Below are 15,219 nucleotides of genomic sequence, written 5' to 3' on the forward strand. Positions count from 1 at the left end.
AGCGATGGTGAACAGGCTTTGATTGAAAGTATGGATGTCTGAAGCCAGAACTTCAATGCTCTAAAGGTATTGAAAGGGGTCGCCTCCCAAACTGAATGTTTCATGGAATTATGAAAACCAAGCGAGAAAACCTCCGTCTTTCCCTCCTTGTGGGCAATGTAAGTCGGCCCGATTCATGCCAGAGAGACCCAATAATGTTATTCCATTAACTCGGTATTATCTGTGATTGATGGATCAGATTTCCCGTTATAAGTAATACGATCCAGCCGTTGGTTGTGACCTGGAATTTGATTTATGGTTGCTACCATCTGGAATATAAAATATTAACCAACTATCAATTATTTTCTCACACAACAAAGACGCTACCGCCTGACCTAAGGCGATAACTGGGGAGTAAAAATCAGAATGGCGACCACAGACGTGCCCGGTTCAAATGGCAAAATCAGTGAACAACTCGATGCTGTTGTTATCCGATTTTGCGGAGACAGTGGTGATGGAATGCAGTTGGCAGGCACACAATTTACAAACGTGTCAGCTGTCTTTGGGAATGATGTCAGTACTTTGCCTGACTTTCCCGCTGAAATTCGCGCACCCGCCGGGACCTTGGGCGGTGTAAGTGGATTCCAGATCTGTTTCTCCAGTTCTGATATTTTTACGCCCGGTGATGAAGTCGATACTTTGATCGCGATGAATCCCGCAGCTTTGAAGACGAATGTGGCTGACTTAAGACGGGGCGGTACGCTGATCGTCAATGAAGACGCATTTGAAAAGAGTAATCTTTCCAAAGCAGGCTATGAAGGCAATCCACTGGAAGATGATGTTTCACTGGCCGCTTATCAGGTTCAGAGAGTTCCAATGACCAGCCTCACGCGCGATGCTGTGGCAGACTTAGGGCTTTCACCTCGTGAAGCGGAACGCTGCAAAAACTTTTTCGCGATGGGGCTTGTCTACTGGCTCTATCAACGCGATGCAACACCAACTGAAGAGTGGGTGAAATCCAAGTTCGCCAAGAAACCTGAGCTGGTGGAAGCAAACCTGAAAGCCTTACAGGCTGGTTATAATTATGGCATCACGACTGAAGCGATCACTGTACATTATCGAGTTGATCCAGCGGAACTTCCTCCCGGCAAGTATCGAAAGGTCACAGGCAACGAAGCACTGGCGTTTGGCTTTGTGACAGCCGCGAAACTCTCTGGCAAACAATTGTTCTACGGCGGTTATCCGATTACCCCCGCCAGCGATATTTTGCATGAACTTTCCAAACTGAAGAATTTCAACGTCGTTACATTCCAGGCTGAAGACGAAATTGCGGCGATCACAAGTGTGGTTGGTGCTGCCTACGCAGGAGACCTGGCGATTACCGCCAGTAGTGGTCCCGGAATTGCCCTCAAGGGGGAAGGGATGGGATTGGCTGCAATTACCGAACTGCCTCTGGTTGTGATTGACGTACAGCGCGGCGGTCCCAGTACAGGACTACCAACAAAAACAGAACAGTCTGATTTATATATGTGTATGTATGGCCGTAACGGAGATTGCCCGCTTCCTTTGGTGGCACCCGCTTCACCGGCTGATTGTTTTGAGATGGCACAGGAAGCGATGCGAATTGCCGTGGAGTTTATGACTCCCGTTATTCTGCTCAGCGATGGTTATATCGCTAACGGAGCAGAGCCGTGGCAGATTCCCGATGTTTCTCAACTGAAGCCATTCAATGTTTCAAACGAGAATACCCAGGATGGCGATGAATTTATGCCTTACCTGAGGAATGAAAAGAAAACGCGTCCCTGGGTTCTTCCGGGAACTCCCGGTTGTGAACACCGTGTCGGTGGACTGGAAAAATCAGATGTCACCGGAAACGTGGACTATTCTCCAGAGAACCATCAGTTTATGACCACTCTTCGTGCCAATAAAATTGCCGGTATCGCGGACTACATTCCCGAACAGACTGTGGAAGGACCCGAATCAGGAGATTTGCTGGTGATTAGCTGGGGTGGGACGTATGGTGCGGTTCGAACTGCGGTGAAGCAGTCTGTTCAGGAAGGTTTGTCAGTAGCACATGCCCATATTCGCTACCTGAATCCCTTCCCTAAAAACCTGGGTGATGTCATCAAGCGATATAAGAAGGTCTTGATTCCTGAATTAAACACGGGACAATTGAGAATGATCATTCGAGGTACTTATTTGGCTGACGCTGTTGGTTTGAATAAGGTCCAGGGAAAGCCGTTCTTGATCAGTGAAGTCAAACACAAAATTAAAGAACTGATTAACGAAGAAAACTAGTTCATCAACTTAATTTAATCATATTAGAAATAAGCAATAGCGTTTAAGGATAGAAAATAATGAGCGTCGATGTCACCCTGCCTGTCCTCTCGCCGAAAGACTTTGCCAGCGATCAGGAAATTCGCTGGTGTCCACGTTGCGGCGATTATTCGATTCTGGCTCAGATGAAAAAAGTACTGCCGACTCTGGGCATTCCCAAAGAGAAATTTGTATTTGTCTCGGGGATTGGGTGTTCAAGCCGTTTTCCGTATTACATGGATACGTATGGCATGCACAGTATTCATGGCCGGGCGCCAGCTGTGGCTACAGGTGTGAAACTTGCCAATCCTGATCTGCAGGTCTGGGTGATCACAGGTGATGGTGATTCCCTCTCAATTGGCGGAAATCATTTCATGCACGTGCTCAGACGCAACGTGGACCTGAAAGTGATTATGTTCAATAATCAGATTTACGGATTAACCAAAGGCCAATATTCACCGACTAGCCCTACAGGAACCAAAACCAAGAGTACTCCTTTCGGATCGGTTGATCGTCCCTTGAATCCTCTGTCTGTGGCGATTGGTGCGCGAGCGACTTTTGCTGCCCGCTCGGTTGATGTTGATATTAAGCATCTTTGTAGCGTGCTCGAGCGAGCAGCCAATCATAAAGGGGCTGCCTTTGTCGAAGTCTATCAAGACTGCAATGTCTTTAATTCAGGTGCATTTGAATTTGCTTCTAAAAAGGGCAAAAAAGAAGAGAATGTAATCTATCTCGAACATGGTAAGCCGTTAATCTTTGGGAAGGATCGCGATAAAGGAGTTCGCTTGAATAGCCATGGTCAACCAGAAGTGGTGGAATTGGGCAAAGGAGTTACGGCGGACGATCTCCTGTTCCACGATGAAAAGGCAGAGGATATGAATCTGGCGTTCCTACTGGCGAGCATGCGACATCCTGAAATGCCAGAGCCAATGGGAGTCTTCCGTTGTGTCGACCATCCCACGTACAACGATGCCGTCTATCAGCAGGTGGAATCAGCGACAGAACGAAGTGGAGAAGGCGACCTCGAAGCGTTGTTTAATACCGGTGATACCTGGAACGTTTAGTCTTTCGCTAGCTGAAGAACCAAAAACCAAAGGCGTTACAGATCAGACTGTAACGCCTTTTTATTTGCGCGAAGATTGCTGTCAACGTAATTGAAATTTGACCGAAACATATTCTCTTTGACTGTGTTTTTAATTCTATTGATTAGTTTCGTCTTCGCCGAAGGAAAGTCGCATCTGTCGCGTTTCAGCAGGGTCCAGTTCCTTAAACAGCAGACTGGGCTGAATGCCTTTGTTATTCTGATATTTATCACTGTTGTATTCGACGATCTCACCGACGACAGTATTGTAGATGATCTGGCAGATTGCGACCCCTGCATAAATGCGTACCGGTTGCGCTACGGTAATTTCCAGGGTCCAGTAACCACAAAACCCGATATCGCCAACCCCGGCAGTTGCATGTACAGAAATTCCCAGTCGTCCAATAGAGGAACGTCCCTCTAGTAGAGGGACAAGATTATGTGTTTCCGTTCGTTCGACGGTGCGTCCAAGATAGAGTTGACCGGGATAAAGCACCATCCCTTCTTCGGGAATGACATATTTTCCCAGGCGATTTGGTCGCGCCATATCCAGCACGATTTCTTCATAGACCATTAACTCGTCATGCAGGCAGAGGTTATAGCTGTTGGGGTTCAGATATTTCTCATGATAGGGTTCAATGATAATATCTTCTCCCAAGCGTGCTTTGATTTCTTTACCAGTAAGAATCATGGGCGTCTCATTAACTTGGATTTGGGGAAGAGAACTCTGTTACACGAAACATAAACCGCTGAGATGCGGCTTTCAACAGTCATGACTTGAGTTTTCTGAAACAGTACCAAGTACCACAATGTGCCTGAACAGAAAATGTATGATTATAGGGGTTTCAGTCCGATGCGAGGGCAAATTTTTAAGAGACTGCATTCTGTGCACTGGGGACGGCGGGCAATGCATGTGGCGCGGCCATGCAGAATCACGCGATGTGAAAATGTGATCCATTCTTTTTTGGGCAGGACTTCGATTAAATCGCGTTCGATAATGTCCGGATTTTTGCTTGTGGTAAAACCAAAGATGTTCGTGATGCGTTTGACGTGTGTGTCGACGACCACCCCGCTGGGAATTCCAAACGCCGTTCCTAGCACGACATTCGCTGTTTTTCTGCCCACGCCGGGCAGTGCCACCAGCTCTTTCAGTGTTTGAGGAACTTCCCCAGCATATTGTTCGGATAAGGTTTGTGCCATCTTGCGGATATTCGTTGCCTTGGCACGAAAGAAACCGAGCGGATGCACAATCTTTTCTACATCAGCCTGCTTGCTGGCTGCCAGTTTCTCAGCGGTTGGATATTTCTTGAACAGCGTTGGCGTTGTTGCATTGACACGCTCGTCCGTGCATTGAGCAGACAATATGGTGGCGACCAGTAACTGGAATGGTGAATCGTGTGTTAATGCACACTCCGGATCGGGAAACAGACGGGCAAGTCCGCGTACAATTTTGCGGGCATGTTTCTTTTTGTCATCAAGCGAGGCGTCATAATTGGAAGTCTTTGCGGGCTTTGATTGTTTTTTCGCCATGTTTTTCGTGACATTTCCCAAAATGTGGTGCTAATCTGAGTGACATAAATTGCGCCATTCGGCGATGGTCTCACAAGCGTTTCAGTATGCGAGACCGAGAATTGTTTTTCAATAGATTTGGGTCTAGAAATATACAATGTCTTCTCACAGTGATCTGACAGAACAGCATCTTAAGGACTTTTCCGGAGTCGCTCCGATTTTGAAATTGGAAGATCATGTTCTTCTGCCTCATTCTCTGTTACAGATACGAGTGACCTCTGTCGCTGATTGCCAGTTAATTACTGCTGCCTTAGCTGAGAACACTTTAGTGGCTGTGTTATTCAAAACATCTCATCTGGACCCTGGTGAGGATCGCCATCGCAATGCGAACATGGACTCTGTTTGCCTGGCATCGATTGTGACTTCTTATGAACTGGAATCAGGGGGATATTCGATACTGTTGTGCGGTGTCTGTCGCGCGCATGCTGTTATGTTGAAAGAATCAGATCAACTATATGGCATGGCGACACTCGAATTGAAACGCGATTATTACGCGAGCCAACCTATGATTCATCGTGAACATCGTCATCTCGAATTATTAAACTTCTATTCCAGAATTTTCTCTCCACATGTTTCTGATCCGATTCATTACAATGTGCTACATCAGGAAATATCTTTAGGTCATCTTTGTGATACTCTGGCGAGCACAAGCAGCCTGGAACCAACTTTATGTCAGTTGATTTTAGAAGAGTACGATGTTGATCTTCGTAGCGATCTCTTATTGAAGTTTCTCAAAAGCAAACAGCATGATCTTCGCAGTAAGCCTTCTCCATACGCTCAGCCAATCGAGTTCAGCCAGAACTAGACTGTATCCGAGTTTATTGTAACACCTGCAAGGTCATTGGGGACGTGTCTAATTGTGTTGTAGTCGCTAAAGTGGCATTGGCTCCGCTCTAGAGGATATCTCTGTTTACGTAACACTCCATTTTGTTTGACGGATCTTGAATCTGTCCGGTTGAAACTTCTTGTGGCTGATCACTGTGTGTCCTAAGATAAAGTTCTATGTTGAGTTGTCCCTTTGACTCTCAACCGGAAAATGCTTTCGTCTGCGAGCTCTTTTATGGAGACGTGTGGAAATGGATCAGCGTGATATTCGTGTACTTTTTTTTGTATTTTTATGCTTAATTATTGCGGGAAGCGTTACTGCTGAAGTGGCTGAAGCACAGCAGAGCCGTCCCAATATTCTGTTTTGTATTGCCGATGATGCCTCGTTTCCTCACATGGGAGCCTATGGTTGTTCGTGGGTGAAGACACCAGGATTTGACCGCGTGGCGCGGGAAGGTTTGTTGTTTACGAATGCGTATACGCCCAATGCCAAGTGTGCTCCCTCACGTGCTTGCATTCTAACGGGCAGGAATTCGTGGCAATTGAAACAGGCTGGGAATCATATGGCCTTTTTTCCGCCAGAATTCAAAACGTACGTCGAAGCGTTAACTGATACAGGATATTTTGTAGGCAGGACGGCGAAAGGCTGGGCGCCGGGGGTCGCCGTCGATGCCACAGGCAAACGTCGCAATCCTGCGGGACCCGCTTATAATCGTTCAAAGGCTAAGCCGCCAGCGAAAGGGATTTCGGCCATTGATTATGCCGCGAACTTCGAACAGTTTCTTGAAGATTGTCCCAAAGAAAAATCGTGGTGTTTCTGGTACGGCGGGCTGGAACCACATCGACGATATGAATATGGCTCCGGTGTCAGCAAGGCGGGTAAAAAATTAACAGACATCGACCGGGTTCCCGCATATTGGCCCGACACGGAAGTGATTCGAAATGACATGCTCGACTATGCCTATGAAATTGAACACTTTGACCGGCACCTTGTGCGTATGTTGGAAGTGTTGGAGCAACAGAATCAATTAGAGAATACAATTGTGGTGGTCACTGCAGATAACGGAATGCCGTTTCCCCGTGTGAAAGGACAGGAGTACGAACGTTCGAATCATTTGCCATTAGCGATCATGTGGAAAAAAGGAATCAATGGTAAAAATCGGACGGTTGACGACTATGTGAGTTTCATTGACTTTGCCCCTACTTTTATTGAGGCAGCAGGGTTACAGTGGGAACAGACGGGAATGCAACCTACGGCAGGTCGATCTCTTTCGGATATTTTTCATTCAAATCAATCGGGAGTGATTAACCCCAGGCGTGACCACGTATTGATTGGTAAAGAGCGGCACGATATCGGTAGGCCCTTTGATCAAGGGTATCCGATTCGTGGTATTGTGAAGGGAGGCATGCTCTATCTCAAGAATGATGAACCTGGACGTTGGCCCGCCGGTAATCCGGAAACGGGATACCTCAACTGTGACGGGAGTCCGACGAAGACTGCGATTTTAAACCTACGCAGAACAGGGAAACAGGAATCGTTCTGGACGTGGGCCTTTGGCAGACGAAAAGCAGAAGAACTCTATTCCATTCAGGATGACCCGGAGTGTTTGCAGAATCTAGCTGCTTTGCCAAAATTCCAGGATATCAAAAATGCCTTGAAGCAACAGTTGCAGGAAGAGTTGATCGCGCAAAAGGATCCTCGTGCTTTGGGGAAAGGGGCTGTATTCGAAGGTTATCAATATTCGGATGCGCGTACCCGTAACTTTTATCAACGGTTTATGAAAGGTGAAAAAGTCAAAGCGGGTTGGGTCAACGAAACTGATTTTGAGGCTGGGCCCCTTGATTGAATCTGATCAGATTCTGTTTCTATGATTTGTCTTCACTTTTGGCAGAGAGATATCCGGCTGAAGACTGAAAATATTTTTGTCTTCTGCGCTCTGTCTCGGCTGTAGCTGCTGACATACTTGATTTGAGGTCTTCGAGATTCGCTCCGCAGTAGCGACAACCTGTCTGATTCAAGTGGAATTCCACATAGCTTTGATAATCAGGCGGGAGTGTTTCGAGTAAATAGCCTCCCAATTGACTGCGCGAAGGGCAGCTCAGGCGATTTCTTCTCCAAATTTCTCCAACAGAATGCGCACCGTGATCACGTTGCTGAGAGAGTTGAGCCAGACGAACACGTAGTGAATCAGATTGCCTTAATGCAGTTTCAACCTGAGACATCAGTTCGACCGAAAGGGATTCATCCAGATATGCCAGCAATTCCTGGTCTGTAAATAGGCTGTCAGCCATTACTGGGGAGCCTCTGTAAAATTTGAGAAGAAATCATGTTCATTTTGAATCAGCGTGTTCTATTATTGTCAAAGAATGACAGGCTTTAAAGACTTTTCGGGTAAACAGTTGTGTATTTTACATAGATAACGTGAAATGCCCGATCATGTATGAAAATTTTTTGATTGATTTATGAAATTAAGAAAAATAGACAATCTAATGACCGCGGCTTTTCCTGTTCCGCAAAATGGTTTCTATTGCTTACATGGTTGTCGCTGAACGCTTTGCTCGTTAGCATACCTTTATTAAATTGATGCGCTTAGTTTGCGCCTCGTGGCGCCTGAATGCTGTCACTGCTCGAATCAAACATACCAGATCGGTAACTCACTTCTTCCAATCATGCGAAGTCAGCGGGGCAAATGTAATTGATGGATGATGTTTCAGAGCGTGGCGAGTTTGTTTGTTTAGAAGAATTGAAGGAAACAACGTGGCTGCTCAAGCAAATGCCTTATCGATTGAAGAGTTGAAGGAAAAAGGGAAAGTCCTTCGTCGTCTGATTATCCGAATGACAACCGAAGCTGGTAGCGGACACCCCAGCAGTAGCTTGTCTGCTGTTGAAGTGGTAAATGCACTCTGGTTCGGTGGTTTTATGAAATACGATCCACAGAATCCGACTTGGGATGCACGGGATCGTTTCATTTTAAGTAAAGGCCATGCGGTACCTGTACTGTATGCCGCCATGGCCGAAGCGGGTTACTTCTCAACCGACGATGTTATGACACTCCGAAAATTGGGGAGTCCCTTTGAAGGCCATCCCAATATGAAACGCCTTCCTGGAATCGAAGCTTCAACAGGTTCGCTCGGACAGGGGCTGTCACTGGGTATTGGGCAAGCTTTGGGAGCGCGTTTGAATAAGAACGGGTCCAATGTGTTTGTCGTGATTGGTGATGGCGAAATGGGAGAAGGTCAGGTCTGGGAAGCATTAGCTGCTGCTGAAAAGTACAAGTTGGGTAACCTGACTGCGATTATCGACCAGAACACCTACCAGCAGACCGGCGCTACGAAAGATGTGCTCGATCTGGGTTCCTTTGAAGAAAAGATCGCAGCCTTTGGCTGGCATACGCAGACGATCGATGGCAACTGCCAGAAATCCGTTGTTGAAGCTCTGGAAGTTGCGTCCAAAGTAACGGATCGCCCCAAGGCCATCATTTCGAAGACAAAGAAAGGGTTTGGGATTCTACCCGTGCTGGAAGAAACGGGAGATTTAAACTATCACGGTAAACCGCTTTCACCAGAGTTGGCAGAAAAAGCACTGGCATTTATTGCTTAGGGTCAGAGCTTTCTGATTTTCTATGAACGGAATCAGATCCAAAACAGAAAATTCCTGATAGCAGTTCGAATCAAATCAACATACAAATAAAAGAGACGTATTATTATGTATTTAGGTGAAATTAGTGGATTGAAAGTAGGACAAGCCACCCGCGATGCATTTGGAGATGCTTTAAAAGATCTGGGTGATAAGCATCCTGAAATTGTGACCGTGGATGGCGACGTCGGGAACTCGACTCGCACGGAAGTCTTTGCGAAAGCTTTTCCTGAACGTGGTTTTAATGTTGGTATTGCAGAAAGTAATATGGTCAGCGTTGCAGGAGGTCTGGCCTCCACCGGACATATTCCGGTTGTTGCCAGCTTTGCCGCATTTCTCTTATGCAACGCCTATGACCAAATCAGAATGTCAATTGCGTTCCCTGGCATGAATGTGAAGATGGTCGGAACACATGCGGGGATTTCCATCGGCGAAGATGGTCCTTCACAGATGGGAATAGAAGATGTCTCATTAGCCTGTAGTCTCCCTGGTGTGGTTGTGATGGTTACCGCTGATGCCGTTTCTACCAAAGCAGCAACAGCAGCGATGGTTGAACATGATGGTCCCGTCTATCTAAGACTCGGTCGACCGAATGTGGCAGAAATTTATTCAGAAGGTGATACATTTGAGATCGGCAAAGCAAACACAATTCGTGAAGGTGACGATGTAACCATTATCGCCAATGGTCTGATGGTAGCAGGTGCCGTTGATGCCGCGACCAAACTGGCAGAAGAAGGAATTTCAGCACGTGTGATCGATATGCATACTGTAAAACCAATTGATGTGGATGCGATCCAAAAAGCAGCCCGAGAAACCGGTGCGATTGTTGTTGCAGAAGAGCATCTGGCGCATGGTGGATTAGGCTCGGCCGTATCTATGGTTGTTTCACAATCAACTCCGGTTCCCATGGCCTATGTCAATGTTGGCGACTGTTTTGCAGAAAGTGGTGACCCTCAGGGACTCCTCGATAAATATGGTTTGACTGCAGAAGCGATTGTAGAAGCTGTCAAGAAAGTAAAATAGTGGATCTGATAAGGCCCTCTTCTACTCCAGAGAGGGCTTTATTTATTGTTGCTTTAGAAAACTAATTTTTAAGTCCCATTCACATGTTGTGAGAAAACTTTGTGACTGAGTTTCGCGCCTTTCATAATGCTGACCCACCGCAGTTGCTGAGATTATGGCATTCTGCAGGACTGGGAAGAGGAGCAGCGGAATGCCTTAACAATGACGCCTTTGAAGTATTGATCTTTTCTCAGCCTTATTTCGATCCAAATGGATTGATCGTTGCTGAAGACAATGGTGAAATTGTTGGTTTTGTTCTGGCGGGATTTGGTACGAATGCAGAAAGTTCTGCGCTCGATTATTCCAAAGGTGTGATCTGCGCGGTGATTGTACATCCTAATGACCGCCGAAAAGGGATTGGTCGTGAACTGGTCCGCCGGGCAGAAGAATATCTTCGGTCAAAAGGTGCAACCGAAATTACCGCAGGGGCTTCTGGTTTACTATCGCCATTTTTGGTGGGCCTCTATGGTGGAACCCGTCCTTCAGGTTTCCTGTTGTCTGATCCAATCGCAGGTCCGTTTTTTGAAGCGATTGGCTACGAAGCTAAGGGGTCGATTCGAATTTATCAACGCGACCTGCTCGGGCAGAAGCCTAAAATCAAGTTTCATCTGGTAAATATACGTCGCAAGATGCAATTGATGATTTCCGATGACTATCAGGCTCCAAATTGGTGGTGGCTGACTCGCATGGGAAGACTGGAAACGCTACATTTTGAACTCGTTCCCAAATCGGGAGATGCAGCAGTCGCCTCTGCAACAGTTGTTGGACTGGATTTATACATTCCTAAGTGGGAAGAGCGGGTGATTGGACTGACTGATGTCTTTGTCAAAGAAGAGATACGCTCCCAAGGCTATGGACAGTCACTGTTATTGGAAATCGCGCGTCGTCTACAGGATGAGCTGATTACCAAGCTGGAATGGCATGTAGAAGAGTCCAACATTGTTGCCAGGCACGTTGCCGAAGCCGTCGGTTACCATCAGATCGATACTGGTATTGTATATCAGCCGGTTTCACGTTAGCGTGTAAAAAATAAGAGAATGATTTTCTCTTCCGAAGAATCGTTTCCTCTCACTACTAGTCATTAATCCTGATTCAATGATGAAATAGGCAATCATTTATGGCCGCATTATATATCACTGAAGATGATGTTCGTTCTGTAATGGATATGGAAAAATCCTTACTGATTATCCATAAAGTCTTCAAAGAAATGGCCTCTGAGAGAGCCACCAATTTGCCGCGTCAGCGCGTTCGCGCACCAGGAATTATGCTACATACTATGTCAGCCGCCAATGAATACCTGGGTTATGTTGGTTGGAAAGCATATACGTCAACTAAAGAAGGGGCTCAGTTTCACGTTGCTATTTACGATCAGGAAACGGGTCAGATGCGCGCCTTGATTGAGGGTGATTTTCTTGGTCAATTGCGAACAGGTGCAGCCAGTGGCGTGGCGACAGAGTACATGGCGAGACCAGATTCAAAAGTGGTTGGTTTATTCGGCTCCGGATTGCAGGCACGCACGCAATTGCAAGCGGTTTGTCAAACACGAAAAATTGAGTTTGTGTCGGTTTACTCCCGCAATCATGAAAACTGCAGTGAATTTGCCGAAGAAATGACGGAGCTTTGTAATGTGGAAGTCAAAGCCTCCCATTCTCCAGATGAAACAGCAGCTGAGAAAGATATTGTCATTTGTGCTTCCACAAGTAAAACTCCTTTGTTTGATGGTCGTGTCCTCGATGAGGGAACACATTTGAATGTAATTGGCTCGAACCACCGTTCAAAGCGGGAAATAGATCGTACTACAATCAAACGTGCTGACGTGATTGTCTGTGATGATATAACGCAGTGCAGGCAAGAAGCAGGAGATTTCATTCAGCCTGTAGAGGAAGGGATTACCGATTGGCGATTGATGCATAATTTGTGTGAAATCGTGGCAGAACGCCAGACAGGACGCGCGACCGACGACCAGGTGACATTATTCAAATCAGTGGGTTTGGCTGTAGAAGATGTGGCAATGGGAGCTGAGATTTACCAATTGGCGCTCGAAGAAGGTCTGGGTGTCGAATTACCTTTTTAAGATCAGGAGAGAGATACAAAATCCTTCTATGAAGTTTGCTTTTCCTGTACTTTAATATTTTGGTAGATGGTTTCCATTTCCTGCAATGAAGCGCTTTGAATCGAGCGGCCCGCTTTTTCCAGTTCCTGTTCAATTTTTTGTACGCGTTGTTGAAATTTACGATTACTTATACGCAGTGCTTCTTCGGGATTGATCTTCCAGCGTCGCGAGATGTTGGCCACTACGAATAAGATATCGCCTAACTCGCCTTCAACCCGCTCGCGTAGTTTTGGATCATCAATTTGCGTGTCTGTGATAATTTCTGCTTCGACCGTTGCAGGGGTATCGGGTATTTTTCCCTCAGGATAAATTTCGTCTGCCAATTCCTGAATCTCTTCACGAAGTTTATCAAACAACATATCCCGATGGGGAAAATCATATCCGACTTTTGCTGCTTTCTCTGCTATCCGTGCTGCGCGTGCGAGCGCAGGTAAATCTTGAGGCAGGCCATCAAAAATAGATCGGCGCTGTTTTTCCTGTTCTTTGATTTGATCCCAGTTCTTGCGGACCTCTGCTGGGGATTCTGCAGTCACATCACCGAATACATGAGGGTGGCGATCGATCATCTTTTGAGTCAGACGATTGACAACATGTGTCAAATCAAAGCGGCCTTCATCAGCGGCGATCTGAGCATCGAGCACGATTTGCAACAGAAGATCTCCCAGTTCTTCAATAATATGCTGATCGTTGCCAGAATCGATGGCTTCTAAAAGCTCGTAGGTTTCTTCCAATGTATACGGTTTGATGGATTCCAGTGTCTGTTCACGATCCCAGGGACAACCCTCGGGTGACCGTAGGCGGGCAATCACATCACAAAGCTTTTCAAAAGCAGGGGTTAATACATTATAATCAGGGGGAACGCCGGAAGCGCGGGCTGAATCAGATTCAGATGGTTCAGAAAGAGATTGATGATCAGAGTCTGTCATTGTACTACCGTATGATTCACCTGTAAGCAATAATGGTGTAGGATAGTTGTATCGTAGCGAATTCAATTCGCTCTGAAAATTCACACGTAATTCATGAGGCATAAAAGATGAGTTTTCTAAAGAAAAGTTTAATGTGCAGTATGGTCTTATTGTTGTCCCTGGGCTCGGGAATGGCTGCGGATTCCACTCAACGGGAAATGCTCGAAAAGAAATTTGAACAGCAAATGTCTGGTGCCACTCTGGTAGGACATTTTTCCGTTGATGGCAAAAATAATGGGAAGCCACCACGTGAGGAACGTTATGAGATTGCCTCAGCAAAAAAAATATCCGGCGATCAATGGATGATTACCGCACGCATTAAATATGGCGAACATGACGTCAGTGTACCAATGCCTTTAAATGTGTATTGGGCGGGAGACACACCAGTTATTTCATTGACAAATTTAACCATTCCTGGATTGGGAAATGCCTTTACTTCTCGTGTGATGTTTTTTGAAGGACGTTATGCAGGTACCTGGCAGCACGGTAAAGTGGGCGGAAACCTCTGGGGAAAAATTGAATATGCAAAGCAGAAGACCGATGAGTCTCCAGAAAAGTAAGAGATAATCAGTATTTAAAATTTGCGGAGTAGATTTATGAGTCAGAGATTAAATGTCAGTCTATGTTGCCTCATTTTGTGTATTGCAAACAATGGAGATCTCATTGCATCTGAGAAGATTTCTCAAATCAAGAAACCACAGACAATCAAAAGACCTCCACTGAGTTTAATCAAAGTCAAAAGCACTCTGGATCAAAGTCTGCAGCCTTCCTTGATCTGGGTACCGGATTCGGCAAAGACAACTCCGACTCCCCTCTTCGTGTTTCTACACTCCTGGAGCGGAAACTATAAGCAGAGTAATACGAAATGGCAGGATGAAGCCGTGAAGCGCGGTTGGATTTATCTGCATCCCAATTTCCGAGGTGTAAATCAACAGCCGGAAGCCTGTGGTTCTAAATTGGCACGACAGGATATTCTGGATGCAATTGATTATATGATTGAGCATTACCAAGTCGATCAATCGCGGATTTATCTGGCGGGGTCGTCAGGAGGGGGCCACATGACGATGTTAATGGCAGGGCATCATCCTGGTCGGTTTTCAGCAGCTTCGGCTTGGGTTGGTATCAGCGATTTATCAGACTGGTACCATTTTCATGTTAAGGAGGGAGTTCCTCAGAACTACGCGCGCATGATTTTGAAGTCGCTTACTGCTAAACCGGGCACTTCGTCTGAAATTGATGCAGAGTACCGCGATCGTTCTCCCCTGTATTGGATTGAGAACGCAACGGACTTGCCTCTTGATCTGAACGCAGGAGTTACTGATGGCAAGACCGGCTCTGTACCCTTTGCACATACCTTGCGTGCGTTTAATGCGATTGCAAAAAGAAATCGAACGACACTGATTACAAAAGAGGAGATGCAACAACTTTGGGACTATAGTAAATTGAAAACTCCTCAGCCTACTGATCAGGCGACAGATAAAACCTATGGTCGAGACATTCATTTAAGAAGGAATTCCGGTTTAGCACGTGTCACCATCTTCGAGGGAGGACACGAAGGTTTGCCTCAACCTGCCTGCGAATGGTTATCGAAACAGAGACGTGATACTTCAGATTTTCAAAAAAAATAGAGGGTCAGAAATCTATCGATGAAGCGTTGAATCGGTCGATATGT

14 protein-coding genes are annotated in these 15,219 nt (G+C 46.1%); 10 read left to right on the forward strand and 4 right to left on the reverse strand.

Translation table 11 applies throughout. From position 1 onward, the window contains the following. Window positions 1-405: 405 nt before the first annotated feature. Window positions 406-2,277, forward strand: coding sequence for a 2-oxoacid:acceptor oxidoreductase subunit alpha (locus V144x_RS03590; protein WP_144981497.1), 1,872 nt, complete (start codon window positions 406-408; stop codon window positions 2,275-2,277). A gap of 59 nt (window positions 2,278-2,336) precedes the next feature. Further along, window positions 2,337-3,359, forward strand: coding sequence for a 2-oxoacid:ferredoxin oxidoreductase subunit beta (locus tag V144x_RS03595; RefSeq protein WP_144981500.1), 1,023 nt, complete (start codon window positions 2,337-2,339; stop codon window positions 3,357-3,359). Between the two features lie 135 nt (window positions 3,360-3,494). On the opposite strand, the gene dcd is transcribed toward V144x_RS03595, so the two are convergent. Together dcd and nth are read right to left on the reverse strand one after the other, a co-directional pair. Further along, window positions 3,495-4,067: a dCTP deaminase gene (dcd, locus tag V144x_RS03600; RefSeq protein WP_144981504.1), complete on the reverse strand. Its 573-nt coding sequence runs from the start codon at window positions 4,065-4,067 to the stop codon at window positions 3,495-3,497. A gap of 143 nt (window positions 4,068-4,210) precedes the next feature. Continuing rightward, window positions 4,211-4,906: an endonuclease III gene (nth, locus tag V144x_RS03605; protein ID WP_144981507.1), complete on the reverse strand. Its 696-nt coding sequence runs from the start codon at window positions 4,904-4,906 to the stop codon at window positions 4,211-4,213. 136 nt (window positions 4,907-5,042) lie between these two features. Between nth and V144x_RS03610 the strand changes: the two genes are divergently transcribed. Then, window positions 5,043-5,750, forward strand: coding sequence for an LON peptidase substrate-binding domain-containing protein (locus tag V144x_RS03610; RefSeq protein WP_144981510.1), 708 nt, complete (start codon window positions 5,043-5,045; stop codon window positions 5,748-5,750). Window positions 5,751-6,021: 271 nt separating this feature from the next. Then, window positions 6,022-7,617 (forward strand): sulfatase family protein, encoded by a 1,596-nt coding sequence (locus tag V144x_RS03615; protein ID WP_144981513.1) that lies wholly within the window; start codon window positions 6,022-6,024, stop codon window positions 7,615-7,617. 19 nt (window positions 7,618-7,636) lie between these two features. Here the strand turns inward: V144x_RS03615 and V144x_RS03620 are convergent, their stop codons facing one another. Next, complete coding sequence (locus V144x_RS03620; RefSeq protein WP_144981516.1) at window positions 7,637-8,062, reverse strand: anti-sigma factor; 426 nt, start codon at window positions 8,060-8,062, stop codon at window positions 7,637-7,639. 466 nt (window positions 8,063-8,528) lie between these two features. Here V144x_RS03620 and V144x_RS03625 point away from each other — a divergent pair, with 466 nt between their 5' ends. From V144x_RS03625 to V144x_RS03640, 4 genes are all read left to right on the forward strand, one after another. After that, the gene (locus tag V144x_RS03625) at window positions 8,529-9,371 is read left to right on the forward strand and encodes a transketolase (RefSeq protein ID WP_144981519.1); all 843 of its coding nucleotides are present in this window, start codon (window positions 8,529-8,531) and stop codon (window positions 9,369-9,371) included. A 105-nt stretch (window positions 9,372-9,476) separates the two neighbouring features. Continuing rightward, window positions 9,477-10,430 (forward strand): transketolase family protein, encoded by a 954-nt coding sequence (locus V144x_RS03630; RefSeq protein WP_144981522.1) that lies wholly within the window; start codon window positions 9,477-9,479, stop codon window positions 10,428-10,430. A gap of 101 nt (window positions 10,431-10,531) precedes the next feature. After that, on the forward strand, window positions 10,532-11,488 hold the full coding sequence (locus tag V144x_RS03635; protein ID WP_144981524.1) for a GNAT family N-acetyltransferase: 957 nt from the start codon (window positions 10,532-10,534) through the stop codon (window positions 11,486-11,488). A gap of 98 nt (window positions 11,489-11,586) precedes the next feature. Then, a complete protein-coding gene (locus V144x_RS03640; protein ID WP_144981527.1) occupies window positions 11,587-12,543 on the forward strand; it encodes an ornithine cyclodeaminase family protein in 957 nt (318 codons plus the stop codon). Between the two features lie 26 nt (window positions 12,544-12,569). Here V144x_RS03640 and mazG read toward each other — a convergent pair whose 3' ends face one another. Continuing rightward, window positions 12,570-13,610: a nucleoside triphosphate pyrophosphohydrolase gene (gene mazG / locus V144x_RS03645; RefSeq protein ID WP_232102703.1), complete on the reverse strand. Its 1,041-nt coding sequence runs from the start codon at window positions 13,608-13,610 to the stop codon at window positions 12,570-12,572. 29 nt (window positions 13,611-13,639) lie between these two features. On the opposite strand from mazG, the gene V144x_RS03650 reads away from it, so the two are divergent. Beyond that, on the forward strand, window positions 13,640-14,107 hold the full coding sequence (locus tag V144x_RS03650; RefSeq protein WP_144990663.1) for a hypothetical protein: 468 nt from the start codon (window positions 13,640-13,642) through the stop codon (window positions 14,105-14,107). 36 nt (window positions 14,108-14,143) lie between these two features. After that, window positions 14,144-15,175, forward strand: coding sequence for an alpha/beta hydrolase family protein (locus V144x_RS03655; RefSeq protein WP_144981530.1), 1,032 nt, complete (start codon window positions 14,144-14,146; stop codon window positions 15,173-15,175). Window positions 15,176-15,219 lie beyond the last annotated feature (44 nt).

It is taken from the genome of Gimesia aquarii, assembly GCF_007748195.1.
GTDB lineage: Bacteria > Planctomycetota > Planctomycetia > Planctomycetales > Planctomycetaceae > Gimesia > Gimesia aquarii.